A 25,639-nucleotide genomic window follows, 5' to 3' on the forward strand; every position below is an offset into this window, starting at 1 on the left:
TTGCCTTCCCTCTTTAAGCTTTTGTTAATATTATACATGACAAAAAGAAGTTGAACACTTTAAATTTATTGTTCGGTTAAAACTTAATAATTTTCTTATGCCACTAAAATCTTGACATTCGATCTAATTTAAACTAAAATGATTAAGAAATTGGGTATTCGCCAAATTGGTAAGGCAGTGGACTCTGAATCCATAACTTACAGGTTCGATCCCTGTATACCCAAATTAAGCTATTATATACATGGTTGAAGAGCGATAAACGTTGAGTTTATGGCTTTTTTATTTTTTGTATGTCGTTTAAAAATGATGTGTAAAGATACTAAAGAGACCCTAAATTATAAATATGTTTGTCCGTTCTTATAATTACAAGAAATGATATAATAAATTTTATATATTAACAAATTATGAATTTGCTAGCCACATTTTTATGAGGGCTTTTTTATTTTATGATAGCAAAATGTGATACTAACTATAAAGGAGCTTGTTTATGATAATAGGTATATATACTAATAACCAACCACAAACATTAATGGTTAAAGAAAAAATAATTAATTTACTAAATAAAAAATCAATTACAGTAAATAATAAAAATCCTCAAATTGTAATCTCAATAGGAGGAGATGGAACTTTTTTAGGAGCATTTCATAAATATAGTTATTGCATAGATAAGATAACATTAGTGGGAATACATACAGGACATCTAGGATTTTATACTGATTGGTCAAATAACAACTTAGAGAAACTAGTTGATTTAATTATTAATACTAGTCCTAAAATAATTAGTTGCCCAATACTAAATGTTAATATTGAATATTTAACTGGTGCATCACAAACGCTATTGGCATTAAATGAATCTACCATACGTAAAAACAATTGCCAAACACAAGTTGCAAATGTTTATATTAATGGAAACTTTTTTGAAGAATTTCGTGGAGATGGTCTTTGCTTTTCAACTCCTACAGGTTCAACTGCATATAATAAATCAATAGGAGGCGCTATTATCGACCCTGATATTGAAGCTTATCAAATGTCAGAAATTGCTTCATTAAATAATGTAGTTTTTCCAACATTAACATCATCAGTTATAGTTCCCAAGAATAAAAAAATTTGTGTAGAATTATTAAACCCTGATAATACATCACTAACTGTTGATCAAAAACTTATTGAAACCCCCATTAAAAAAATAACTTTCTCACTATCTAAATCTAAATTAAGAATTGCTCATTATTGTAAGGATAATGACTTTTGGGAAAGAGTTCAACATTCTTTTATAGGAACTAGTAAAAAATAAATTACTATTTAAAATCTACAAACCACATTTCTTCAATGTGGTTTGTTTTTATGTAGTTTACCTCTATTCAGTCAGTATAATTATAAATAGTTAAATTTTACTTAAATATCCCCCGCCGTACATTTACAAACAGGAAAGCGTGCAATGGAACTTTCGCTCACACAGAATACATTTTTGAATACCAAAATTTTTCAGAACCTATCATAACTTAGCAAAAACTTCACAAACCTTGATATATCAATAAATAACCTCATTTTAACAATCTGCTATATATGCTCCAATTCCTACAAAATAGCGTTAAAGGTGTGAACAAAAATTATAGCAAGCGTGAACAAAATTGTATTATGCAAATTACTATTATCAATGATATATGTTAGCATTTGTTAGCATTCTTATAGAATGCATCCAATTATATAAAACAACGCCATATTTTAACATTATAGGCGTTTTTATATTGATAAGTGTAATTTATACTAAATGGTTTTTAAAACTGCTATATGAATAAATTAAAACATCAAAAAAAGCCCTCATCACTAACTGATAAGAGCTAAAAGTAAAGGAATAAATATCTTTATAATTTACACCATTCATCATTATTAACTATAAATAAAAACTTCGCTCACTTTCAGGAGCGAAGCACTGGTTGATATTCTTTCACTCACTTACTAGAATAAAAGCTCTTCATCAACCATCTTTAGTATAGTTTCTTTGTTCTAAAAGTACAACTATTTGCTCCTAAATTTCATAATTAAACTTTCATATATAATAAAAAGCTCTCAATGCCAACGCAATGAGAGCAAAAATTACAATATTTTAGCAAAATAATTTCATGGTTTAAATATAATATACCTGTCATCTACATTCAATAAAAAGAGACGTCTTGCAACACCTCTAATAATAGATATCCCCTAAAAGTGTAATTTAAGTACATTTGTTATTCTAACATAGTAAATAATTTCAGTGTTAGTATTTGCTACTGATAACAACTTTACATTAATAACATTTAAAACCGCTATAAACGCCGATATTTAGCAATTATCACTATATTAAAAACCTTGATATTGTAAACTTTTGTAAACCTTATTTATGCTATTTTTCTATCGTTTCTAAACATGGATAATTAAATAAAATAAAAAAACTGGAGATTATCCAGCTTTGCTTAAATTTTATATTAAAAAAATAATGTCATTAATGCTAATATAGGCAAGCCACCTTGTGTAACGATTATTTTTTTCTGACTTATAATACTGCCATATATTGCTACTAATATGATATAGACTAAAATCATTAGTATAATCAACTTACTGTCATAGATTAATCCCATTAAAAGCATAGGAGCTAGTAGTAAATTATAAACACCTTGATTTTTTATTAAGGTATTAACATAACTGTTGTCTAATTCATTAAGTGGAATTTTAAAAATTTTACTTGTTGTTTTTGATTTCGGAATAATTGTTTCAATGGTAAATATAAAAATACATTCAATCATTATTGCTACAACTAGTCCCTTAGTTAGCAAATTCATATTATCCTCCTTATGTAATTTAATAGAGTAAAGATTTATTTTATCATAAAATTTTTCAGAATGCCCCTACCAAAAATATTTTTATTTCTGTCTTTTTAGCAAGAAATAATGGTAATGTGTGCGCTCTTCCATCTTTATAAAACGGGGCGGGGATAAGATCGTACTTTTGACCAAAAGTAATAAGCCAATAATAATTACATTTGAGGATGCATTAGAAGTGATTAAAAAGTTTTAAAAACGAATTTATTGTAAAAGTATGCGCGTGTCCGCTCCTAGCACAATATTTCATTAAAATTTTTTACCCAGGAGGCCATATTCTAACGTTACAATCGTTTTTATATTGATAAGTGTATTTATTATATACTAAACGGCTTTTAAAATTGCTATATGAATAAATTAAAACATCAAAAAAGCTCTCATCACTAATAATGAGAGTAAAAAGTACAGTTAATATTATAACTAAAAATATTTGTAAATTAAAAATATTGCCAAGAAGAAGATCATTGTTATTATTATTATTGTTATATATGCTAATTTAATATGCTCTATAAAAAAACATACATTCTGTTTAAATATTCGGGAAATCTTTCAATTCTATTATTTATATCATCAAAAAATTTGTTTAAATATGATTTACTTAAAATAGAACCAAGGACTGACAAAGATAGTACTAGAACTGTAATAATTGGTCCCACTAGCGCTTTGAATAAATCTAAGTTGTCAACACCGATACTTTTGTATAAAGTGACAATAATATCCGTTGTTATAGAGAATATTAAGTCCATTGCTAAAAAAAATATTACAAGCAAAGTAAAAAGAGTAGTAGTTAAGACTATAATTTTATACATTATATTAACAATATAACTAGCTACTATATCAAGTACACTTAATAATTTATAATATTTATTTTGATTACTACATTTATTTGACTCTCCAATTTTTTCGTATCCAAAAATACATTGCATCATAAACACAACAACGAAAAATATTATATAAAAAACTATATATACTAAGAAAACTTTTATTATATTCTCGGGTATTCTATTCAAGTTGTATATTTTCTCAATGTTAATTGAACTAACAGCCATCTTAAAACACCTCCCTTATAGTATCTTTATTATTGTAGTTACATTAGTAACATCTAAAATCGCTATAAACGCCTATATTTAGCAATTATCACTATATTAAAAGACGCGATTTTGTGAAACTTTGTGAAATTTTTATGTCAGGTTTTGTCAGGTTTATTGTTGGGGTTTGTTAGATAGTAAAAAATAACCGTGAATAATCACGGCTACAATATTTTATTTAACTTGGTTATATAGATATTTTTTAAAGCCTTTTAATTTATCTTGAATATTATTATATTCAGCTTCATTTGCCATTTCGGGATATTTCTCACAACATTCTAAATAATCATCAAAGCTTAAACCAGCAGCAATCAAACCAATTTCTAACTGTAAGCTATTTAAATGTTGATTGAGTTTCTTAGTATTATCTAGCAAGTTATTATATTCTCTTATCTCTTTATTATATTTTTCAATTTCATCAGGATCATTTAAATCATTGATAATCATTTTATTTTTACATATCAGATTAAATGGAAATTTAAAAGTGTAGGTTCGCTTTGCAGTTATTTGTTTAAAGCTGTGTCGAATAGTATTTATTTACTAAATCATTAATATTATATATGACTGTTTGTGTTAGAAACTTAACAGAAATTGTATTACCATTAATGGTTATTATTCCTGTTGAATCAGAGGTTACTTGTCAATGACATTATTTAAAAACATAATGTCTTGTGAAGATACATTGCTTGGACCATTATATGCATTTACATAGGCAAGCATTTCAATAACATCTTATGATGGCAAATTCTCATTAGTAGCTACCTAATTAATATGTATATATGTATTAATTGATAAATAAACTTTAATATTCGTAATTTACAGAATAAAATGATTAATAATAAAAAATTAATCTTTTGAATATTTATGAGGTAAAATTTCATTTCTTGATATTAATTTCTATCTAATAAAAAAAGACCACAACTTACTGTAGTCTTTTTTATTATTTAATTTTGTTTTATACAGTATGATGAACTGAAATGAATAAGTTATTATTAGTTAGGTCTTCCATTGAAATTTTAGTTTGTTCAACTCCTACATAGGAATCGCCAACTTTTTCATACAAATATAATTTATCGTGACTTCCACTTAACATTGCTTCAATGTCAGCTCTAATCATTTCCCCATCAATATTGGAATCTTGTTCTCTTACTAAAGAAACAACATTGGACATTACAATTGGTTCAATCATTCCATTTAAATTTTTCTCATTATTTTCAATAACATCATAAACTAATTGTTCATGGTTAGTCTTTCTTCTTTCAGACATAAAATCATCCCTTTCATGGCAAAGTATATCATCTTTGTCATCAAAACCGGAATATTAAGCATTTTTATACAAAAAAAGCTTCGTTCCTTTCCTTAGAGGAACGAAGACTTCAGTTGAATTGCTTTCACTCTCCTACTAGAATAAAAGCTTTCTTCATCAACCATCTTTATAGTATCTCATTGCTCATCATTATTCAAACAATAAGTCCTGAACTATGCATTTACTTTTGAAAATGCCTTTGCATGTTTTTTCAAATAACGAAGTAATTCGGTTTCGTTATCAAATTCACGTGGATGATGTTGTCCATGTAATCGTAAAATAATTTTATTAATTTTAATTCGACCAGTCCAAGTATATGTGTGATCTACAATAAAGCGATTATTTAATTTCTTTCCTTTTTCACCAAATTTTAGCACGTATACTTTCTCAGGAACGATTAATGGATTAACGTGCTCTTTTTCATATTCAACCCCATGAGCTCTTAAAAAATGTTTTGTTTTTTTAAGCATGTTATTCCTCCTTACCTGATTTTATTATTCTCTACCTAATTATAGCAGCATTTCAATAACATTCTATTAAAAAGCATCTATATAATAATATACTAAAAGACTGTGATTCGCACAGTCTTTTTGTCAATATTATCACCCGTACGGGGATCGAACCCGCAACTCCGCCTTGAGAGGGCGACGTCTTAACCAATTTGACCAACGGGCAAATTTACTTCTACTATGATATCACAATTTTCATAAAAGTCAAATCAATGACTTTTATAATTTTTAATAACAAAGTAGCATAATGTTACGAATAAAACCAAACACCAACATAAACTAAATATGCCAACTAGTGTAAAAAATTGAATATTGAAAATTCCTCCTCCTACTAATGTTACTAAAGTAAAAATGCTCCACTTAACCAATTTAATCTTTAAAGATTTGATTTCATTCTCCATTTGACTTAATCTTCCCACCAATTATCAAAATCATTCATTAAATTGCGGACTGCTTTTCCCCGATGACTTACCTTATTTTTTTCTTCAGTTGAAACTTCCGCAAATACCTTCTTTAAGTCAAATGAATAGAATAGTGGATCATATCCAAATCCCTGATTTCCGCGTTCTTCTTCTAAAATTTTTCCTTGAGCTTCTCCACTTACACTTAAAGCTTTTTTATGTGGATGAGTTACTACAATTGAAGTGTAAAAATGAGCTGTTCTTTTCTCAGTTGGAATGCCTTGTAATTCCTTTAATAATTTTTGGCGATTAGCTTGATCATCATGATCACCGGCATAACGAGCTGAATATATTCCTGGTGCTCCATTTAAGGCATCTACACAAAGGCCTGAATCATCTGCTAAAACGGTCATATCAAATTTTGTAGTTAATGCTTGGGCTTTAATAGTCGCATTTTCTTCAAAACTAGATCCATTTTCAATAATTTCAGGAATTTCACTAGAATCTAAATCCAACAATGTAATAACATCAAATCCTTTTGGCTCAAAAATTTTTCTATATTCAATTGCTTTTCCTTTATTTTTAGTTGCGATCAAAATTTTTCTCATCAAATTATGCCTTCCAGTCCTTAAATTTATTTTTATTTTATCATTCATTTAACAATTTAGTAAGAATTTTATCAAATAAAACGGTATAATGAATAGTAATAGCTAATAATTTGCAAGGAGTTTACCATGGAAACTAATTTTTATACAAAAACATTGTCAAATCAAAGTGGTACCACTTTTGGAAGCGAAATTTTACGTGATATTTTAGTTCCTGCCTTAGTAGGACATAATGAAGATATTTTATATTGGTCTGGGAAATTAATTGCTCGCAAATTATTACTTGCAAGCAACAGTGATTTACGTTTATTTTTTGAATATGCTGGCTGGGGTAATCTAAAACATGTTAAATCCAAAAAAGATCTTCATGTTTTTGAACTTAGTGGTGAATCAATCAAAATGCGGCTATCAGTTGATGAAAATGCTGATTTTAAAATTGAAGCTGGTTTTATTGCTGAAACATATCAACTTCATGACCACCACGTTGCAGAAGCTTCAATTGATAAAATTGATAAAGATAAAAAAATCGTAACTATTAGCATTCACGTTGATCCTCAAACTTCTATTAATGAAGAAAGTACAAGTGAACCATTCTCAATGATTGAATTTGATAAAGTTCAAAAAGAGGCTCAGCGAGTTTCTTCTGATTCTTCAAATGAAATAACTGAAAAAGTTAAGAATGAAGAAGATCAAAAAACAGCGGATTAAAATCCGCTGTTTTTTTACTCTTCTGTTTTAGTTTCAATGATTGTTGGTTTTGCAAAATTTTGATCAAAATTAAGTGTGAAATGCATATGATCTTTTCCTAAAATCGTATTTGGGAAAAGGTCAGTTGCGTTTTTCAAATATTTTTCTGGGTGCCGCATTGCTTGTGAGTAATGTGTTAATACCATTTCTTTTACATGACCCTTTTTGGCTTGTAATGCAGCTTCTGCAAAAGTCATATGCATTTTTTGTTTTGCTTTTTCTTCATCATCATTTGAACCAAAGTTTGCACAACTTAAAAGCAAATCTGATCCCTCAATAAACTTTGGAATTTCAGGTGTTGGACGAGTATCTGTAACCCATGAAACTCGCATTCCTTTGCGTGCATCTCCTAGAACCATTTCTGGAGTATAAGTTTTTCCTTCAAATTCAACTGGTTCATGCTTTCTTTGCAAATCTCCCCAAATTCGTTGCGGAACTTGGTTTTCTTTAGCTTTTTGAGGATCAAATTTAGGATTACGTTTTAAATCAACGCGGTATGCAAAATTTGGTCGCGTATGTTTTACGGGAAGTGCACTAATTGATAATTCACCATGGATCCACTTATTGTTAATTACAATTGGTTCATTTGGTTTAGGATCCTCAATAATATTAATGTCATAGTTTAACCATGGCATAATTACCCGAAATCCTTTCATCACATCTTTGATTCCCTTAGGTCCAATTAATGTGATCGGTTCAGTTCTTCCAGTATTACTTGTAGTTCCTAAAATTCCTTGAAGTCCAATTACATGGTCTCCGTGTAAATGCGTAATACAAATTACATCTAATGACTTAAAACCACTTCGAACGGCACGCATTGAAACACCAGTGCCTTCACCTGCATCCATTAAAATTTTACGTCCCTTATATTCAATAATCGCTGATGATAAATAACGATCTGGCAACGGAATACTGCCACCAGTTCCAAGTAATGTTACATCAATCATTGAACTTACCTCTTTTCTTTAATTTTCTACATATAACGTTACGCTATTTTGCAGTAAATGTACAAAATAAAGATTTATAAGTTCATTTAATTCTATGATTACTTAAAGTTAACGATTGTCGCACCATTTCCACCAGAATTAGGTGGAGCATAATTAAAGCTTTTAACTGCTTTATTATTTTGTAAATACTGTTTAATTGCTTGTTGTAAGGCACCTGTGCCTTTTCCATGAATAATCGTTACTGAAGGATAACCTGCAAGTAATGCTGAATCAATATAACGATCAACACTCATTAATGCCTCTTCTTTTGTTTGTCCTCTTAAATCAAGAGTAGTTGATAATCCGACAGAAGAACTGCGCTTAACCTTTACGCTTGAATGCATTGTTTTAGGTTCTTCAACCTTAATTTTTTCTAAGTCATCAGTTTCAATTTTCATCTTTAAAATGCCTAATTGAACTTCCCAATGATTATCATCAATTTTTCGTAATAAAACACCTTTTTGTCCATAAGACTTAACGAGTACATCATCATTTACATGAAATTCTTTTTGATTTTTAGCACGTTTTAATACCTTATTTTTCTTCAAATTAAGGGGTTGTTCTAAATTATTTAATTTCGTTTTAGCATCTACTAGCTCGCTTTCCTTTACTGCATTAACGCCATTTATTCGCATTTTCCGTAAATCCGCAATAATTTTGTCCGCTTTCTTTTGTGCTTCAACTACAATCTCATTAGCGTGTTTTTTAGCTTGATTTAATTGCATTTCTTTTTGACTTTCAAATTTTTCAAATTCAACTGATAAATCATGATGTAATTTTTCGGCTTCTTTAAGATGTTTTTTATAAAATGCTTGTTTTTCTTCTGCATCATGTCGCTTTTGCACTAAATCTGAAATCATTTCATTAAGATCTTGACTATCTTGACCTACCAGTTGCCGTGCAGTTTGCACAATTGTTTGCGGCAATCCTAATCTTCTTGAAATATCGAAAGCATTACTTCTTCCTGGAATTCCAATTAACAAATGATAGGTAGGTTGAAGAGTTTCACTATCAAATTCCATTGAGGCATTAATTGTTTGTGGCCTTTCAAAACCATATGCTTTTAGTTCTGGATAATGGGTAGTTGCAACTACATAACTTCCCTTAGCTCCAATTGCATCTAAAATTGCTATCGCTAAAGCGGCTCCTTCTTGAGGATCAGTTCCTGCACCTAACTCATCAAATAATATTAATGACTCAGCAGTCATTTGCTTTAAAATTTCTACAATATTAGTCATATGTGATGAAAAGGTACTTAAACTTTGTTCAATGGACTGTTCATCACCAATATCCGCAAAAATATTATCAAATATTCCAATGCGACTTTCTTCGTTTGTCGGAATAAATAATCCCGATTGTCCCATTAACTGAATTAATCCTAATGTTTTTAAAGTAATCGTTTTTCCACCTGTATTAGGTCCTGTAATTACAATTGCTTGATAATCTTTCCCTAAAGCAATATCATTTTTCACTACAGTTTTAGGATTAAGAAGTGGGTGCCATGCTTGTCGTAAATAAATGTCATTTTCTGGAGAAATTTCTGGCAAAGCACCATTAATTTCCTTAGCATACTGTGCTTTAGCATTAATAAAATCCATTTGTCCTAAAATTAATGCATTTTGTGCTAATTCACGAGTATAAGGAGCGATTAATTTTGAAAGTTCTTTTAAGATCCGCTGAATCTCTTCTTTTTCAGCTAATTGTTGTTGCTTTAACCGGTTATTTAAGTCAACAATGGATTGAGGTTCAATAAATAAAGTTTGTCCTGAGGCACTTTGGTCATGCACAACTCCTCCAAACTGACTGCGATTTTCAGCTTTAACTGGAATTACATAACGATCATTTCGAATTGTTACTAATGAATCACTTAAATATTTTGCTTTACTTCCCCGCGTTAAACTTGATAATTTATCCCGAATCAATCTTTCAGTATTTTCAATTTGTTTTCTTAAACTTTTAAGTAAACTTGATGCATCATCTGTAACGTGACCATCACTTTCAATTGACACTAGTAATTGTTTACTTATTTCAGGAATTGTTTGGAGTTCTTCATTTAGTTTTGAAACATACTTTAGCTCAATTTCCTCATCTGCTAATTTTCTAAAAAAGTTTTTAATTACATTAGTTGCTCGTAAAACCTTAGCAATCATAGCTAATTCTTTACCATTCAAGGTAGCATTGATTTCAAGCCTTTTTAATTGCGCTTTAATATCTAATAATTGAGACATTGGAATGCCACCTTTTAATCGTAAAAGATCCGCTCCATCTTGAGTTTCATTCAAATTTTGTTGTACTTCTACAATATCTGAACTAGGATGTAAATTCAAAGCTAACTTCTGTCCATTTTCAGTTACAGTATATTCCGCTATTTTTTGACGAATTTTATCATATTCAAGTGTTTTCAAAATTTTAGGATTCACTTAACATCCTCCTTTCATCACTAAATTTAATCAGAATAATTATTAAAAATATCTTTTGAAAAAATTGGTGTTTTCGTTAAAATCCATTGAGCTACAGTTGATTCTTGCACACTTTGCTGTACACTTGTATTTGGCCAAGCTGACATTAATAATAAACCAAAGAAAATTACAATATACATTAAAAGAGTCGACAATGCTGCACCTGCAAGAGCATTTACTTGTGAAATTAATGGTAACTTAGTAATTCCATTAATTGTACGTGCAATTATGCGATATACAATACTGCCTAAAATTGCAATTATCCAAAATGATAAAACTTGATAAAATAAATTGGAAAAATTTGCATTGTCACTTAATGACGGAAAAATTCCTGCTAAAGCCACTCCCATTGGCTTAGCTAAAAAAATAGCTAATAAAAATACAACTACATACCCTGCTACACTCATTAACGTCATTAGTAAACCACGTTTAAATCCAAAGCGAAACGCAATAATTAACAGTAAAATAATAATTAATGTTATTAACATTTAACCACCTACATTAATCTAACTGTGCTTTTAATTTATCCAACTCTTCTTGTTTATCTAATTGATCTGAAACCGCATTGATTGCTAATAAAAGTGCGGCTTTTTTTTCTGATAATGATGGCATCATTTTTTTTATTGTTGCTAATTCTTGATTAGCAACTTCCATCACTGCATTCATATGTTCTGGAGTACTTTTACCAATAATTGTAAATTCTTCTCCATCAATTTCGACTTTAAATCTTCTCTTTCTTTCTGGCATTGCAATCCACCCTTTCAAAAACTCAATATCTTTAATTTTAGCATATTTCGTCATTATTAGTTGCTACTAAAAGAAAAAAGCTGCGCATAAATGCTCAGCCTTTTCTTATAAACTTACTTTTATTTTATTGCATATTTTCGTCATTCAAGAAAGTATCAAGAACACCTTCAACCATATCCCATTCTTCATCACTTTCAATGTCATATAATTCAGCATCAGTTGCATCCCCGTTTTCATCTGGATCAAATGCAAATGCCAAAACATCGACTTGTTCTTCTGGTTCTGAGCCAGCTGGAATCAATAAAATATATGATTTACCATAATCTTCTGATTCAAATGTAAATAAAATTTCATATAAACTTTCATTGCCTTGATCATCAACAAGAGTAATTAAGTTATCTTGTGCTTGATCTTGATTTTTTTTCGCCATTTTAATCCTCCTATAGTAAATTAACTAGTTTTCCCTTGCGATCGAGATAGTTTTGTAAAATTAATGTTGCAGCTAATTTATCAATTACTTGATATCTTTTCTTACGTGAAGCATCTGCTTCTTCAATTAACATTCTTTGTGCTTCAACGGTAGTTAATCTTTCATCTTGATAATCAATTGGTAAATCAAGTTTTTGTTGAAGCATTTCTCCATAATGCTTAGCTGCTTCAACGCGTGGGCCTGAGGTATTATTCATATTTTTAGGCAAGCCTATCACAAAACCCACAACGTCATTTTGATGAGCAAGTTCAACAATGCGGTCAAGTCCAAAAATTTCTTCATCTTCATTAATGCGAACAATTTCCACACCTTGAGCCGTCCATCCAAGTTGGTCACTTACAGACACACCAACTGTTTTTGAACCAACATCTAGTCCCATTATTCGTGCCAATTAATATTCATATCCTCTCTTTTAAGATATGAACGAACTAGTTCTTCAATAATTTCATCACGTTCATATTTTCGAATTAAGTTGCGTGCATTTTCAGCCCGGGGGATATATGCAGGATCACCTGAAAGAAGATACCCAACAATTTGGTTAATTGGGTTATACCCCTTTTCTTCTAAAGCATTGTATACTGTTTGCAATGTTTCATGGATTTCTTTGCGTTCACCTTGATTGTAATCAAAAAAAACTGTTTTATCTGAACTCAAAATCGACACCTCCCGTGACATTTCACAATTCCATTTTACTAGAATTCTCTTCAGGTAACAAATAAATATTTTATATTGCTTTGATAATGCAATACAAACTGCTAAAAGTCAACTATTTTGTTTACTCATTATAAAAAAGCTGGATAAACCAGCTTTTTTATCAAACTATTTTTCAAGCCACTCTTTTGCTTTTGTTAAAGCATCATTTAAACCTGCAGGATTCTTACCACCAGCTTGGGCTAAGTTTGGTCGGCCACCACCGCCACCACCTACTAATGGGGCAATTTCTTTAATTAAATCTCCTGCTTTTAAGCCTGCTTTCATTGCCGTTTCACTCATTGCAGCAATCAAGTTAACTTTGCCATCATCTGTTGCAGTTCCTAAAACTAAAACATCTGATAAATTCTTTGATTTCCATTGATCAGCCAATTGGCGTAATTGACTCATTCCCGAAACTTTTACTGTAGCTGCAATTAAAGTCTTGCCATTAACTTCTTGCACATCTTTAAAGACATCATTGGCTTGTTGACTTGCAAACTTATCTTCTAGTGCTTGTTTTTGTTGTTCTAATTCTTTAACTTGAGCCAAAGTTTGGTCAACTTTATGAGGCACATTTTTAATTTGAGCCACTTTCAATTGATCAGCAACTTGATTTAACAATTGGTTACGTTGTTCTAAAAATTCAAAAGCTTCTTTTGAAGTGACCGCTTCAATTCTACGAACACCTGCACCAACACCAGATTCTGAAACAATCTTAAATAAACCTAACTCACTTGTATTATTTGCGTGATTTCCTCCGCAAAATTCCATTGAGTAGTCTCCAATTTTTACAACTCGAACTTCATCGCCATACTTTTCACTAAATAAGGCAATTGCGCCCATCTTCTTTGCAGATTCAATATCGGTTTCAATTGTTTCTACTGGAAGTTCAGCCCAAATCTTGTCATTTACAATTTTTTCAACTTGTTTTAAATCTTCTTCAGTTACAGAGCCAAGATTTGTGAAGTCGAATCGTAAATATGTTGGTTCAACTAATGAACCTGCTTGATGAGTATGTTCACCTAAAACATCACGTAAAGCTTGATCCAATAAGTGAGTTGCAGTATGATTTTTTCTTACCTTATCATGACGTTTTTTATCAACTTCTAATTGATAATTTGCATCCTTAAACATCTTTTTCAAGACTTTCACCGTATGCATATTTTGTCCATTAGGAGCATGTTGAACATCTGTAACTTTAGCAACTACTTCATCATTTTCGTCTTTAATGATTCCTTGATCTGCAACTTGACCACCCATTTCAGCATAAAATGGAGTTATTGAAAAAATCATCTTAACTTCTTGATTAGCATCAATTTCATCTACCAATTGATCATCGCTAATAATATCTTTTAAGACTCCCATGGCAGTTAACCGATCATAACCAACATATTCACTTTCAGTTTTAATATCAGTTAATAATCCGTTTTGAACTCCCATTGATTTTTCGCTTGAACGCGCATTTCGTGCACGTTTCTTTTGAAGATCCATTTCAGCATCAAATTCAGTTTCATTTACACCTAAACCTGCATCTTGAGCATATTCAAGTGTAAGTTCCAATGGAAAGCCATAAGTATCATATAGCTTAAATGCTGTTTTTCCATCAATTTGAGTTTGGCCTTCTTTTTTAGCACTTGCAATCACTTGATCTAATAATTGCATTCCATCCTTCAATGTATTGTTGAAACGTTCTTCTTCCATTTTAATAACTTTTTGGATAAATTCAGCTTGTTCCAAAACTTCAGGATATGCAGATTGCATAATTTTACCAACAACGGGAACAAGTTTATACAAGAATGCCCCATCAATTCCTAATTTTTGTCCATGAAGTTCGGCACGCCGAATTAATCTTCTAATTACGTATCCACGTCCTTCATTTGAAGGTAAAGCGCCATCACCAATGGCAAATGTAATTGCACGGGCATGATCTGCAATCACCTTAAATGAAACATCATCTTCAACATTTTGACCATACTTTTTACCTGCAGACATTGCAGCTGTTTTTTTTATAATTGGCATAAATAAATCTGTTTCAAAGTTCGTTTTAGCATGTTGGAAAACTGAAACAACCCGTTCTAAGCCCATTCCCGTATCAATATTTTTGTGAGGAAGAGGTTCATAAGTGCCATCTGGCTTATGATTAAATTCAGAAAAAACAATGTTCCAAATTTCAAGATAACGTTCATTTTCGCCACCAGGATAATTTTCAGGATCATCTTCAGCGACATTATTAAATTCTTGACCACGATCATAAAAAATTTCTGAATCCGGGCCACATGGACCTTCACCAATATCCCAGAAATTATCTTCAACTTCAAAAATATGATCTTCAGAAACGCCTACTGACATCCAAACTTTCTTAGAATCTTGATCTTCTGGATAAACAGTAATATAAAGTTTTTCTTTATCCATGTCGAACCATTCTGGACTAGTTAAAAGTTCCCATGCCCATGTAATTGCTTCTTTTCGGAAATAATCTCCTACAGAAAAATTACCAAGCATTTCAAATAATGTATGATGCCGAGCAGTATGTCCTACGTTTTCAATATCGTTTGTCCGAATTGATTTTTGAGAACTGGTTAACCGATGATTTTTAGGAACAACTGTTCCATCAAAATATTTCTTCATAGTTGCAACTCCAGAATTAATCCACAACAAAGTTGGATCATCTTGAGGAATTAAAGGTGCACTTTTTAAAACATCATGTCCTTTAGTTTTAAAAAAGTCGAGATACATTTGCCGAATTTCAGCACTTGATAATTCTTTCATAAAAATTCCTTTCCGTGAAAAATAAAAAGCATCATTGCATGTAAGGACGCCAAAGCGCGGTACCACCTTACTTGCAACGATACTAATCGAAACCACTTTAATTTATTTAATTGCTAATTCATTAACAGGGAGCAAATATAAAATAATATTAAACTTTCACACCAACCAAGTTTTCTCTGAAACATCATTATTATATCCATATCCTATTATTCCTAAAACAGTATAAGAAAAAATCATTAAATTGTCAATTGACCACTTACTTTTTGCGTGCTTGTTTTCTCGCTTGACGTTGTGCAATTCTGCGTTTTTGTTGTTGATCTCGCTTAATTGCACGCTGAATTTTTTTCTTGTACCCTGGTTTATGTTTCTTCTTTTGTTTATTGACCATTCCCTGCAATTTAGGATCCATTTTTTCACGTGTTCGTTGCCGTTTTTGTCGCCGATTGCGATCATATGAATCAACAATTTCACCATTTTTAATTGCCTTAGGCTTGAATTGAATTCCTAAATTTTCAAGTTCTTCAATTTTATCTTCTTCACTTGGATCATACAATGTAATTGCAGTTCCGCTTAATTTATTTCTTCCAGTCCGACCAACTCGGTGAACAAAAAATTCTAAATCAGTTGGTAAATCATCATTAATTACATGGGATACCCCTTGAATATCAATTCCACGTGCTGCTAAATCAGTAGCAACTACATATTGATATTCCAAATTTTGAACTGCTTTCATAGTACGTTTCCGTTCACGAGGTTGCAATCCACCATGAATTTTAGCAACTTTTAATCCTTGATGACGCAAATAATCGGTTAACTCATCTGCTCTTTCCTTAGTATTTGTAAATACTAAGGCTAAATATGGTTGTCCCATTGTAAGTAACTGATGAATCAAATGATTACGATTACGTCCTTTGGTTGAAATCAACCAGTTATCAATTGTGTCACTGATAATCGTTTGATTCTTAACGATTTCAATAACAGGATTTTCCATATATTTATTCAAAAATGGCTTTAATTTTTCTGGAATAGTTGCTGAAAAAACCATCATTTGCAAATCTTGTGGCAAAGATGAAGCAATTGCATCAGTATCATCTAAAAATCCCATATCTAATGTCATATCAGCTTCATCAACTACAAATTGCTTAACTTCATGAACATCAAGTGATTGAGATTTAATTAAGTCTAAAATTCTTCCCGGAGTACCTATTACAATTTGAGGTTGATTTTTAGTTAGTTTCTCAATTTGACGTTGTTTATCAGTTCCACCAACGTAGTTTTGAATACTAATTGGCTCTTCTGAAAAATGTGCAATTTGCTTAGCAGCATCATAAATTTGATATGCTAATTCACGACTAGGAGTTGTAATTACGGCTTGAACATTTTTAACTGGCATTAATTGCTGAAAAATTGGTAATAAAAATGTATGGGTCTTACCACTTCCAGTTTGAGATTGTCCAATTACGCTTTCACCTTTTAAAATGGTTGGAATTAACCGTGCTTGAACTGCAGTTGGCTGCTCAAATCCCATCTTTTTTAAAGCAGTATTTATAAATGGCTTAAATTTATAATCTTCAAAACTTTTATTCATCATTTTCTCCTGTATATGAAGCTGCTAACTGATCCATTTTATTAACAAACTCATTCAATTGTTCATCAGTTAAAGTATCCATTTTGGCACCACTTGCAAGTGGATGACCGCCACCGCCATATTCTTTAGCTAATCCATTAATAACAGGACCTTTTGAACGTAAATTCAAACGATATACTCCATCTTCGTCTTGAACAAATAATGTCCAGCAAAGGACTGTATCAATTTTACCAAGCACTGATACGATTGGAGCAGTTCCTGCAGGGCCTAAATCATATTGTTTAATTAAATCATGCGTTAATACAATGTAAGCTGCATGATGTTTCGTGATTTTCATATTTTCCCACACATATGCTGATAACTTAGCAATTCCTGGAGTAATTTCATCTAGTTTTCGATTCATTTCCGCTGCATCAATTCCATATTCGAATAATTGAGCAGTAATTCGCAATGTATGTGCAGAAGTATTATTAAACATAAACCGACCAGTATCGCCAATAATTCCAGCATATAACATTGCAGCTGCTTTCTTGTTCAAAACTAACTGACCATTTGAAGCATTTACCAAGTCAACAACCATTTCAGATGAACTAGAAGCATTTGTATTTACCCAGTAAATATCACCATAAGCATCGTCATTTGGATGATGATCAATTTTAATTAAAAATTTTCCGTTTTTATATCGTTGATCATCAATTCGAGGAGTGTTTGCGGTATCAATTGCAATCACCAACGCATCTTTATAAACGTCATCATCAATTTGATCCTCTGTTGTTATCCAAGTTAAACTAGGATTTTCTTCACCTACTTGAAAAACCTTTTTTTCTGGGAAATTATTCCGAATAATTTCAGCTAATCCACCTTGAGAACCATAAGCATCTGGATCTGGATTTTCATGACGGTGAATAATAATTGTATTGTATTTTTTAATTTGTTCAATGATATCTTGTTGAACTGCCATTTTTCTACTCCTCTCAAAAAATTCCTAATTAAAAGTATACAAAGAACCTTCAATTTTTTCAAAGTTCTAATTTTACATTTTCAAAGTCAAGTGGGTCTAAATTTGTCATTGTTAATCCTAATAAACGCACATCAATTTCATTATTTTGAGTATCATCAAATAATTGTCGTCCATAATATTCAATTGAATCAACTTGATTCGGAATATAATCATCAAAAGTAATTCTTTTAGTAATCGTTTGAAAATCACTGTTTCTAACTTTAATAACTAAAGTTTTTCCATGTTTTTGTTGTCGCTTTAGCTCATGAACAAGTCGATTGGCTGTTAAATTTAACTGCTCATCAACTTGTTCATTTGAACTTAGTGGCTGGTCAAAAGTTCGCTCACTTCCAATTGATTTACGCTCACGTTGCCATTCAATCGGACGCTCATCAATTCCTCGCACTCTTTGATATAAAATATGTCCCATCTTACCAAACTCAGTAATTAAGTCAATTTCACTCCATTGATATAAGTCTTCACCATTATCGATGCCTAATTGACGCATTTTAGGAGCAGTTTTTTTACCAACACCTCTAAATTTCTCAATTGGCAATGGAAATAAAAAATCAAGGACATCTTCTGCTTGAACAACTGTTAATCCTACTGGTTTACGATAATCAGATGCTAGTTTAGCTAAAAATTTATTATATGAAATTCCAGTTGAGCAGGTTAAATGAACTTTATCATATATTTCTTGCTGTAATCGATGTGCTAAAGTTACTGGTGAATTAATTTTCAATTTATTATCAGTTACATCTAAATATGCCTCATCAAATGCCACTGGTTCAACTTTATCTGTATATTGATGAAATATTTCATGAATTTGCTGAGAAACACGCTTATATTTAGGAAAATCAGGTCTTTTAAAATATGCCTGTGGACATAATTTTAGCGCTTTTGAAGCACTCATAGCAGAATGAACACCATAAGAACGTGCAATATAATTAGCCGTTGCAACTACTCCGCGGCCATTTGTATGTTGTGGATTGCGTGAAATTACAAGCGGTTTATTTTTTAATTGTGGGTTATCGCGCATTTCAATTGAAGCATAAAATGCATCCATATCAACATGAATAATTTTACGTGCTTGCTTCATTATACCTGACCTCCTAATTAATGTATAATCATTTTATACCGAATATTTGTTCGGGTCAATGATTATAATAAGGTGTCAAACTAACGGATTAAAAAAGACTGCAACTTGCGTCACAGTCTCTTTATTATCAATATCTTAGTGGATTAAACTCCCAATAGTTCCCATCGTGAATTAATAATTCATCTGCTTCACGCGGTCCCATTGTGCCACAATCATAGTTAGGAAAAATGGCAGGATCTTCATTGGATTCATTCCATGCTTTACGAATGGCATCAATAAATTTCCATGAGTAACGCACTTCTTCCCAATGAACAAAATTCGTTGAATCTCCTTTAATTACATCTAATAAGAGCTTTTCATATGCTTCAGGAGTACGTGCTTTTATTGTAGAGTTATGCTTAAAGTTCAACTTCACGCTACTTACCGGATAGTTTTCTTCGCTAACTTCTTTTTCATTTAGTCGTAAGCTAGTTCCTGGAGTTGGATCAATATTAATTGTTAATACATTTGAATTCAATTTCTCATTTGAAAAAATATTATTAGGCATATCTTTAAAGACAACATCAATGCGAGTTCCCTTTGTAGCCATTCGTTTACCAGTTCGAATATAAATCGGCACTCCTGCAAAATTCATGTTATTAACAAAAATTTTACCTGCTACAAAAGTTTCTGTCATTGAATTTTCGCTAACTTGACTTTCATCCCGATATGCAGGCATTCCATGAGCTGCCCCGTACTGTCCACGAACAAAATTGCGCCGAACCTCATCAGGTTCATAAATTTTTAATGCTTTCAATGCACTAATTTTTTCGCGTTCAATATCAACATCTTTATATGCAACCGGAGCATTCATTGTTAACAAAGAAACTAATTGTAAAATATGATTTTGAACCATATCTCGAAGTGCACCAACATTTTCATAATAGCCGGCACGCTCCTCTACCCCTAGGACTTCTCCTAAAGTAATTTGAATATTTGAAATATAGCGATTATTCCATAAAGAACTAAAAATTGGATTGGCAAACCGAATTGCATAAATACTTTGTGCCATTTCTTTTCCTAAATAATGATCAATTCTGAAAATATCTTTCTCATCAAAATATTGTGCAATATCATTATTTAATGCTTGTGCACTTTGCAAATTATGGCCAAATGGTTTTTCAATAACTAAACGATTAAATCCATTATCCGTAACTAATTTTTGTGATCTTAAATGTTGAGCGATTGTTCCGAAAAATATTGGTGACATTGCTAAATAAAAAATTCGGTTACCACCAATTTGGTACTTTTCATCCAATTTATCAGCTAATGCCTTCAAAGTTTCATAATGTGCCGTATCGTTAACATTATGTGCTTGATAATAAAAGTGACTTGCAAATTGATTAATTTCAATTGCATTGTTCTCCATTCCAGCAACACTATTACGTACAACTTCTTGAAGACGTTCATCTGTCCAAGGACGCCGTGCAGTTCCAATTACTGCAAATTCTTTTTTCAAAAATCCTTTTTGATAAAGATTAAATAATGCTGGATATAACTTTCGTTGAGCTAAGTCACCGGTTGCACCAAAAATAATAAATAATGATTTACGTTCTTTCAAAACAATCCCATCACTTTCAAGTTAATTTTACATTTTTATTGTACTATAAAAATAACTTTCGACAAGCGCTTTTTAAATTAGGTGGACACCTTTATCAACATAGATAACATCCCCAACGACACCTGTAGATAAATCACTCATTAAAAATGCACAAGTTCCGCCAATTTCATCTAAAGTAACTGAATGTTGATCAACAGTACGATTTTCTGATTCTTTAAGCAAATTAGCATGATCAGCAACTCCTGTAACTGCTAAAGTCTTCATTGCTCCTGCAGAAATGGCATTTACACGTACACCATATTTTCCCATATCACGCGCCAAATAGCGGACACTAGATTCTAATGCAGCCTTTGCAACTCCCATTACATTGTAGTTTGGAATTGCCCGTGTTGATCCCATATATGTCAATGTCACAATACTTGCTGGATCATTTAAAATCTTTTGGCCATACTTAGCAACTGCAATTAATGAATATGCTGAAATATTTTGAGCTAAATCGTAACCTTCTCGACTAGTACTCATAATGTCGCCTTGTAGTTCATCTCGATTAGCATAGGCAATTGCATGAACAATTCCATCAATTTTGCCAAAACGTTCTTGAACTTCATTAAAAGCTTTTTCAATATTTGGATCTTCAGCAACATCACATTCAATTAGTGCTTGCTCATTATTAACAAGTTTTTGAATACTTTTCTTCATGCGTTCATTTTGATATGTATAAATTAATTTGGCGCCTTCTTTTTCCATTACTTGAGCACATCCCCAAGCAATGGAGCGTTTATTCGCAACACCCATTACTAAAATCTTTTTTCCACTTAATAAGTTACTCATCTGACTGCCCCTTACCTTTAAAATTTCCGAAAACGTGCATGGCGTTGATCTAATAGATCTTCAATTGATAGACTTTGCAATCGTTTCAACTCTGTTTGTAAAACAAGTGCAATTTCATCACAAATTTTTTGATGATTTTCACATTCCGGAATGATGCCTTCAATTACTTTTTGATTTAATAATTTTTCAGGATAAAGTTGTAAAACTTCAGCAGCCTCATCGGCTCTTTTGCTATCTTTCCATAAAATTGAAGCAAATCCTTCTGGAGATAATACTGAGTACATACTGTTTTCAAGCATCCAAACTGAATCACCGCCAGCTAATGCTAATGCTCCTCCGCTGCCGCCTTCACCAGTAATGATGGTAATAATTGGTGTTTGAAGTTCACTCATTACCATTAAGTTTTTAGCAATTGAGTAACCTTGACCTTGTTCTTCTGCTTCTTTTCCTGGATAAGCACCTGCTGTATTTACAAAAAGAATCACTGATCGATTAAACTTTTCGGCTTGTTTCATCAAGCGTCGTGCTTTTCGATATCCAGCTGGAGTAGGACATCCAAAATGACAATCAAGCCTTTCTTTAACTGAATTTCCTTTATTTGTAGAAATCACTGTTACTGCTTGATCTTTAAAGTATGCTAAACCACCTAAAATTGCAGGATCATCTTCTGTTGCACGATCGCCATGTAATTCAAAAAAATCAGTAAAAATCCCATTAATTAATTCAATAGCAGTAATCTTATCTTTTGCACGTGCTTTTTCAACAATTTGAGCTGCATTTTTTTTCGTGTTCACTATTAAGATCCTCCTATCGATTTAACTTAATTAATTTCTCAATTATTTCTTTTTCATGTTTTCGTTCAACAATTTCGTCAATGAAACCATTTCTCATTAACGTTTCAGCAGATTGAAGATCATCTGCAATTTTTTGATGCATTGTTTGTTCAATTACTCTACGACCAGCAAATCCAATTAGTGCATGCGGTTCCGCTAAAATAATGTCACTTTCATTTGCAAAACTAGCGGTTACTCCACCAGTAGTTGGATCAGTTAGAATGCTTAAATAAAATAATCCTGCTTGAGAGTGGGCTTGAATTGCTTGCGTTATTTTTTGCATTTGCATTAATGAAAAAATTCCTTCTTGCATTCGTGCACCCCCAGAAGCTGTAAAAATAACTACTGGAAGTTGTTGTTTAGTAGCATACTCAAATAAACGCGTGATTTTTTCGCCAGTCACACTTCCTAAAGATCCCATAATGAACCCTGGATCCATAATTCCTAAAGCAAATTTTTGTTCCTTGATTTTAGCAATTCCAGTCAAAATGGATTCATCGATTTCTGTTTTTTGTCGACAATCTTGAATCTTTTTTTCATAATTAGGAAAGTCAATTGGATTTGTTTCTGGAATTTTTTCTCTAAATTCATCAAAATCATCCACTAACCAATCCAATCGTTCACGTGCCCCAATTCGAAATCCAAAACTACAATATGGACAAGTTTTGTATCTTCCAAGATTTTCAGCAAAAATTTCTCGATGACACTTAGGACACTTTACCCATAAGCCATCTGGAACTTTTTTCATTGCCTTAGCATTAGCCTTGATATGTTGTTCACTTATCCGACTTTTCTTATCATAAAGTTGCATTATAAGTCTTCCTTCCATTTAGGTAAGAATTGTTTTTCAAGATAATCAGTTGTTACATTTCCACTTTTAAAAACCGGATCTTCAAGGAAAGCTTGATGAAATTTAACATTCGTTTTGATCCCTTTTATTACTAACTCAGATAGTATGCGTTTCATTTTAGCAATTGCTTCATCTCGCGTTCGTCCCCACGAAATGACCTTAGCAACCATTGAATCATAAAATGGTGAAACTTTTGCTTGAGGATATAACTCTGTATCAATACGAACACCTAAATTTCCAGTAGGTAAATATAAGTATTCAACTGTCCCTGCTGCTGGACAAAAATTGTTTGCTGGATCTTCTGCGTTAATCCGACATTCAATTGCTACTCCATGTGCTTCCAATTTTCTTTGCGTAAATGGTACTTTTCCTCCATTGGCAACTTGAACTTGTGCCTTAACAATATCTTGACCAGTTACCATTTCACTAATGGTATGTTCAACTTGGATGCGGGTGTTCATTTCCATAAAATAAAAATGATGTTCTTCATCCATTAAAAATTCAATTGTACCTGTGTTTAAATAGTCAAGTGACTTCGCTGCTTGAATTGCAATTGTTCCAAGTTGCTTACGTTCATCATCATTTAAAATTGAGCAAGGAGTTTCTTCAATAACTTTTTGCTTATTTCTTTGAATAGAACAATCTCTTTCAGGAAAATACACTGTATGTCCCATTTTATCGCGAAAAATCTGTACTTCTAAATGCTTTACATTACTCATTACTTTTTCAAGATACATTCGATCATCATCAAATGAAAGTTGAGCTTCCCGTTGCGCTTGTTTAAACGCTTGTTTCATTTCTTGATCATCATTTACTAAACGAATTCCCTTGCCACCGCCACCTGCAGCAGCTTTTAACATTACCGGATATCCTACATTATTTGCTACCTTAAGTGCTTGTTTCACATCCGAAATAAATCCTTTGCTTCCCGGAATCACTGGAACATTACTTTCTTGCATTCTCATCCGTGCATTGGCCTTATTTCCCATTAACTCAATTGTTTCTGGGCGTGGTCCAATGAAAACAATGCCACATTGTTCACATAACTTTGCAAATTGACTATTTTCAGATAAAAATCCAAATCCTGGATGAATTGCTTCAGCGCCAGTTCCAATTGCCGCAGCTAAAATCGCCTTCATGTTCAAATATGAATGTTGTGGTTTACTATCACCAATGCAAACTGCTTCATCTGCTAATTGAACATGTAAACTTTCTTGATCTGCTATAGAGTAAATTGCCACTGTTTTAATATTCATTTCTTTTAACGAACGAATTACTCGTACTGCAATTTCTCCTCGATTTGCAACTAAAACTTTTTTAAACATTTTTAATCTCCGATCATAAACGTTAATTCTGCACTACATGCTTTATCATCATTCAAATAAGCAATTCCTTTACCAGTCCCAATGTGACTGCGCAATTTAGTTAATTCGACTTCTAATATCAATGTATCCCCTGGACGAACCATTTTATGAAAACGGGCACTTTTAATACCTCCAAAATAAGCTGTTTTCCCCTTAAATTCATCCATTGATAAAAGTGCAACTGCTCCGGTTTGAGCTAATGCTTCAACGATTAATACTCCCGGCATCACTGGATTTCCAGGAAAATGGCCATTAAAAACTTCTTCGTGTGCAGTTACATTTCGAATAGCTGTTGCCTTTTTACCTGGTTGTAAATCGATTACTTTATCAATTAAAAGCATCGGATAACGATGTGGAATTATACTTTTAATTTGATTTATATCTAACTCCATTTTATCCTTCCTTTACTTCAAATAATGGTTGATCAAATTCAACCATTTCTTCATTAGTAACTAAAACCTTAGTAATTTCTCCTGAAACATCGCTTTTAATTTCTGTCATCATCTTCATGGCTTCAACAATGCAAACTACATCGCCTGCTTTAACTTTTTGACCAACTTTGACATATTCTTCTTTCCCTGGCTCTGGTTGCAAATAAACCGTTCCAACCATTGGGGATTTAATTTGGATAGTCCCACTTGGCTGTGGTTGTATTTCAGTAGTTGTTACTTTTGGAGATAAATTTTCAACTTGATGATTATCAATTACTTTTTCATTTTTACTTAAATGTAAATGGAAATTATCATCATTTATTTCTAAGTCGCGTATACTTGATTGATTAAATTTATCAATAATTTGGTTGATTTGATCAAAATCCAC

The 25,639-nt window shown here is 31.8% G+C and carries 26 protein-coding genes and 2 tRNA genes; 3 read left to right on the plus strand and 25 right to left on the minus strand.

Annotated elements, in window-relative coordinates; all coding sequences use genetic code 11:
- Positions 1 to 151 precede the first annotated feature (151 nt).
- Positions 152 to 224, plus strand: a tRNA-Gln gene (locus tag ACWCL1_RS03095).
- A 263-nt stretch (positions 225 to 487) separates the two neighbouring features.
- Positions 488 to 1,291, plus strand: coding sequence for an NAD kinase (locus ACWCL1_RS03100; protein ID WP_454545474.1), 804 nt, complete (start codon positions 488 to 490; stop codon positions 1,289 to 1,291).
- A 1,171-nt stretch (positions 1,292 to 2,462) separates the two neighbouring features.
- On the opposite strand, the gene ACWCL1_RS03105 is transcribed toward ACWCL1_RS03100, so the two are convergent.
- The 7 genes from ACWCL1_RS03105 to ACWCL1_RS03135 all read right to left on the minus strand — a co-directional run bounded on the left by ACWCL1_RS03105 (position 2,463) and on the right by ACWCL1_RS03135 (position 6,767).
- Positions 2,463 to 2,816, minus strand: a complete 354-nt coding sequence (locus tag ACWCL1_RS03105) for a DUF1304 domain-containing protein (protein ID WP_454545475.1) — start codon at positions 2,814 to 2,816, stop codon at positions 2,463 to 2,465.
- A gap of 545 nt (positions 2,817 to 3,361) precedes the next feature.
- Positions 3,362 to 3,904, minus strand: a complete 543-nt coding sequence (locus ACWCL1_RS03110) for a hypothetical protein (RefSeq protein WP_454545476.1) — start codon at positions 3,902 to 3,904, stop codon at positions 3,362 to 3,364.
- Between the two features lie 213 nt (positions 3,905 to 4,117).
- Positions 4,118 to 4,390, minus strand: a complete 273-nt coding sequence (locus tag ACWCL1_RS03115; RefSeq protein ID WP_454545477.1) for a hypothetical protein — start codon at positions 4,388 to 4,390, stop codon at positions 4,118 to 4,120.
- 508 nt (positions 4,391 to 4,898) lie between these two features.
- Positions 4,899 to 5,210 carry a hypothetical protein gene (locus ACWCL1_RS03120; RefSeq protein WP_454545478.1) on the minus strand — a complete coding sequence of 104 codons (312 nt, stop codon included), beginning with the start codon at positions 5,208 to 5,210 and terminating at the stop codon, positions 4,899 to 4,901.
- Positions 5,211 to 5,422: 212 nt separating this feature from the next.
- Positions 5,423 to 5,719: a hypothetical protein gene (locus ACWCL1_RS03125; protein ID WP_454545479.1), complete on the minus strand. Its 297-nt coding sequence runs from the start codon at positions 5,717 to 5,719 to the stop codon at positions 5,423 to 5,425.
- 132 nt (positions 5,720 to 5,851) lie between these two features.
- Positions 5,852 to 5,924: transfer RNA gene (locus ACWCL1_RS03130), tRNA-Glu, on the minus strand.
- A gap of 240 nt (positions 5,925 to 6,164) precedes the next feature.
- Positions 6,165 to 6,767, minus strand: coding sequence for an XTP/dITP diphosphatase (locus ACWCL1_RS03135; RefSeq protein ID WP_454545480.1), 603 nt, complete (start codon positions 6,765 to 6,767; stop codon positions 6,165 to 6,167).
- Positions 6,768 to 6,893: 126 nt separating this feature from the next.
- Between ACWCL1_RS03135 and ACWCL1_RS03140 the strand changes: the two genes are divergently transcribed.
- The gene (locus ACWCL1_RS03140; RefSeq protein WP_454545481.1) at positions 6,894 to 7,472 is read left to right on the plus strand and encodes a DUF2507 domain-containing protein; all 579 of its coding nucleotides are present in this window, start codon (positions 6,894 to 6,896) and stop codon (positions 7,470 to 7,472) included.
- Between the two features lie 14 nt (positions 7,473 to 7,486).
- Here the strand turns inward: ACWCL1_RS03140 and ACWCL1_RS03145 are convergent, their stop codons facing one another.
- The 18 genes from ACWCL1_RS03145 to ACWCL1_RS03230 form a co-directional block, all read right to left on the minus strand.
- Complete coding sequence (locus ACWCL1_RS03145) at positions 7,487 to 8,458, minus strand: ribonuclease Z (protein ID WP_454545482.1); 972 nt, start codon at positions 8,456 to 8,458, stop codon at positions 7,487 to 7,489.
- Between the two features lie 98 nt (positions 8,459 to 8,556).
- Positions 8,557 to 10,917, minus strand: coding sequence for an endonuclease MutS2 (locus tag ACWCL1_RS03150; RefSeq protein WP_454545483.1), 2,361 nt, complete (start codon positions 10,915 to 10,917; stop codon positions 8,557 to 8,559).
- 26 nt (positions 10,918 to 10,943) lie between these two features.
- Positions 10,944 to 11,444 (minus strand): CvpA family protein, encoded by a 501-nt coding sequence (locus ACWCL1_RS03155; protein ID WP_454545484.1) that lies wholly within the window; start codon positions 11,442 to 11,444, stop codon positions 10,944 to 10,946.
- A gap of 13 nt (positions 11,445 to 11,457) precedes the next feature.
- Entirely contained in the window at positions 11,458 to 11,703 is a 246-nt protein-coding gene (gene zapA / locus ACWCL1_RS03160; protein WP_454545543.1) for a cell division protein ZapA, read from the minus strand.
- Between the two features lie 124 nt (positions 11,704 to 11,827).
- Positions 11,828 to 12,133, minus strand: coding sequence for a DUF1292 domain-containing protein (locus ACWCL1_RS03165; protein ID WP_454545485.1), 306 nt, complete (start codon positions 12,131 to 12,133; stop codon positions 11,828 to 11,830).
- A gap of 10 nt (positions 12,134 to 12,143) precedes the next feature.
- Entirely contained in the window at positions 12,144 to 12,584 is a 441-nt protein-coding gene (gene ruvX, locus ACWCL1_RS03170; RefSeq protein WP_454545486.1) for a Holliday junction resolvase RuvX, read from the minus strand.
- On the minus strand, positions 12,572 to 12,850 hold the full coding sequence (locus ACWCL1_RS03175) for an IreB family regulatory phosphoprotein (protein WP_454545544.1): 279 nt from the start codon (positions 12,848 to 12,850) through the stop codon (positions 12,572 to 12,574). The genes ruvX and ACWCL1_RS03175 overlap by 13 nt, the downstream gene beginning before the upstream one ends.
- A gap of 162 nt (positions 12,851 to 13,012) precedes the next feature.
- Positions 13,013 to 15,655 carry an alanine--tRNA ligase gene (gene alaS, locus ACWCL1_RS03180; RefSeq protein WP_454545487.1) on the minus strand — a complete coding sequence of 881 codons (2,643 nt, stop codon included), beginning with the start codon at positions 15,653 to 15,655 and terminating at the stop codon, positions 13,013 to 13,015.
- A 256-nt stretch (positions 15,656 to 15,911) separates the two neighbouring features.
- On the minus strand, positions 15,912 to 17,243 hold the full coding sequence (locus ACWCL1_RS03185) for a DEAD/DEAH box helicase (RefSeq protein WP_454545488.1): 1,332 nt from the start codon (positions 17,241 to 17,243) through the stop codon (positions 15,912 to 15,914).
- The gene (locus ACWCL1_RS03190) at positions 17,236 to 18,204 is read right to left on the minus strand and encodes a DHH family phosphoesterase (protein ID WP_454545489.1); all 969 of its coding nucleotides are present in this window, start codon (positions 18,202 to 18,204) and stop codon (positions 17,236 to 17,238) included. Before ACWCL1_RS03190 ends, ACWCL1_RS03185 begins: the two co-directional genes overlap by 8 nt.
- 58 nt (positions 18,205 to 18,262) lie before the next feature.
- Positions 18,263 to 19,342, minus strand: coding sequence for a DNA polymerase IV (gene dinB, locus ACWCL1_RS03195; protein ID WP_454545490.1), 1,080 nt, complete (start codon positions 19,340 to 19,342; stop codon positions 18,263 to 18,265).
- Between the two features lie 127 nt (positions 19,343 to 19,469).
- A complete protein-coding gene (zwf, locus tag ACWCL1_RS03200; protein ID WP_454545491.1) occupies positions 19,470 to 20,942 on the minus strand; it encodes a glucose-6-phosphate dehydrogenase in 1,473 nt (490 codons plus the stop codon).
- 72 nt (positions 20,943 to 21,014) lie between these two features.
- Positions 21,015 to 21,773, minus strand: a complete 759-nt coding sequence (fabI, locus tag ACWCL1_RS03205) for an enoyl-ACP reductase FabI (RefSeq protein ID WP_454545492.1) — start codon at positions 21,771 to 21,773, stop codon at positions 21,015 to 21,017.
- A gap of 17 nt (positions 21,774 to 21,790) precedes the next feature.
- Positions 21,791 to 22,570 carry a carboxyltransferase subunit alpha gene (accA, locus tag ACWCL1_RS03210; protein WP_454545545.1) on the minus strand — a complete coding sequence of 260 codons (780 nt, stop codon included), beginning with the start codon at positions 22,568 to 22,570 and terminating at the stop codon, positions 21,791 to 21,793.
- Between the two features lie 10 nt (positions 22,571 to 22,580).
- Positions 22,581 to 23,417, minus strand: a complete 837-nt coding sequence (locus ACWCL1_RS03215; protein ID WP_454545493.1) for an acetyl-CoA carboxylase carboxyltransferase subunit beta — start codon at positions 23,415 to 23,417, stop codon at positions 22,581 to 22,583.
- A complete protein-coding gene (gene accC, locus ACWCL1_RS03220; RefSeq protein WP_454545494.1) occupies positions 23,417 to 24,781 on the minus strand; it encodes an acetyl-CoA carboxylase biotin carboxylase subunit in 1,365 nt (454 codons plus the stop codon). Before accC ends, ACWCL1_RS03215 begins: the two co-directional genes overlap by 1 nt.
- Before the next feature lie 2 nt (positions 24,782 to 24,783).
- Positions 24,784 to 25,212 carry a 3-hydroxyacyl-ACP dehydratase FabZ gene (gene fabZ / locus ACWCL1_RS03225; protein WP_454545495.1) on the minus strand — a complete coding sequence of 143 codons (429 nt, stop codon included), beginning with the start codon at positions 25,210 to 25,212 and terminating at the stop codon, positions 24,784 to 24,786.
- Between the two features lies 1 nt (position 25,213).
- The gene (locus ACWCL1_RS03230; protein WP_454545496.1) at positions 25,214 to 25,639 is read right to left on the minus strand and encodes an acetyl-CoA carboxylase biotin carboxyl carrier protein; all 426 of its coding nucleotides are present in this window, start codon (positions 25,637 to 25,639) and stop codon (positions 25,214 to 25,216) included.

It is taken from the genome of Ligilactobacillus sp. LYQ135 (assembly GCF_053711055.1).

What these genes read in the sequence shown, in the direction of transcription:
- ACWCL1_RS03100 (WP_454545474.1), top strand. Translation starts at nt 488, where the DNA reads ATGATAATAGGTATATATACTAATAACCAACCACAAACATTAATGGTT.
- ACWCL1_RS03105 (WP_454545475.1), bottom strand. Translation starts at nt 2,816, where the DNA reads ATGAATTTGCTAACTAAGGGACTAGTTGTAGCAATAATGATTGAATGT.
- ACWCL1_RS03110 (WP_454545476.1), bottom strand. Translation starts at nt 3,904, where the DNA reads ATGGCTGTTAGTTCAATTAACATTGAGAAAATATACAACTTGAATAGA.
- ACWCL1_RS03115 (WP_454545477.1), bottom strand. Translation starts at nt 4,390, where the DNA reads ATGATTATCAATGATTTAAATGATCCTGATGAAATTGAAAAATATAAT.
- ACWCL1_RS03120 (WP_454545478.1), bottom strand. Translation starts at nt 5,210, where the DNA reads ATGTCTGAAAGAAGAAAGACTAACCATGAACAATTAGTTTATGATGTT.
- ACWCL1_RS03125 (WP_454545479.1), bottom strand. Translation starts at nt 5,719, where the DNA reads ATGCTTAAAAAAACAAAACATTTTTTAAGAGCTCATGGGGTTGAATAT.
- ACWCL1_RS03135 (WP_454545480.1), bottom strand. Translation starts at nt 6,767, where the DNA reads ATGAGAAAAATTTTGATCGCAACTAAAAATAAAGGAAAAGCAATTGAA.
- ACWCL1_RS03140 (WP_454545481.1), top strand. Translation starts at nt 6,894, where the DNA reads ATGGAAACTAATTTTTATACAAAAACATTGTCAAATCAAAGTGGTACC.
- ACWCL1_RS03145 (WP_454545482.1), bottom strand. Translation starts at nt 8,458, where the DNA reads ATGATTGATGTAACATTACTTGGAACTGGTGGCAGTATTCCGTTGCCA.
- ACWCL1_RS03155 (WP_454545484.1), bottom strand. Translation starts at nt 11,444, where the DNA reads ATGTTAATAACATTAATTATTATTTTACTGTTAATTATTGCGTTTCGC.
- zapA (WP_454545543.1), bottom strand. Translation starts at nt 11,703, where the DNA reads ATGCCAGAAAGAAAGAGAAGATTTAAAGTCGAAATTGATGGAGAAGAA.
- ACWCL1_RS03165 (WP_454545485.1), bottom strand. Translation starts at nt 12,133, where the DNA reads ATGGCGAAAAAAAATCAAGATCAAGCACAAGATAACTTAATTACTCTT.
- alaS (WP_454545487.1), bottom strand. Translation starts at nt 15,655, where the DNA reads ATGAAAGAATTATCAAGTGCTGAAATTCGGCAAATGTATCTCGACTTT.
- ACWCL1_RS03185 (WP_454545488.1), bottom strand. Translation starts at nt 17,243, where the DNA reads ATGAATAAAAGTTTTGAAGATTATAAATTTAAGCCATTTATAAATACT.
- ACWCL1_RS03190 (WP_454545489.1), bottom strand. Translation starts at nt 18,204, where the DNA reads ATGGCAGTTCAACAAGATATCATTGAACAAATTAAAAAATACAATACA.
- dinB (WP_454545490.1), bottom strand. Translation starts at nt 19,342, where the DNA reads ATGAAGCAAGCACGTAAAATTATTCATGTTGATATGGATGCATTTTAT.
- fabI (WP_454545492.1), bottom strand. Translation starts at nt 21,773, where the DNA reads ATGAGTAACTTATTAAGTGGAAAAAAGATTTTAGTAATGGGTGTTGCG.
- ACWCL1_RS03215 (WP_454545493.1), bottom strand. Translation starts at nt 23,417, where the DNA reads ATGCAACTTTATGATAAGAAAAGTCGGATAAGTGAACAACATATCAAG.
- accC (WP_454545494.1), bottom strand. Translation starts at nt 24,781, where the DNA reads ATGTTTAAAAAAGTTTTAGTTGCAAATCGAGGAGAAATTGCAGTACGA.
- fabZ (WP_454545495.1), bottom strand. Translation starts at nt 25,212, where the DNA reads ATGGAGTTAGATATAAATCAAATTAAAAGTATAATTCCACATCGTTAT.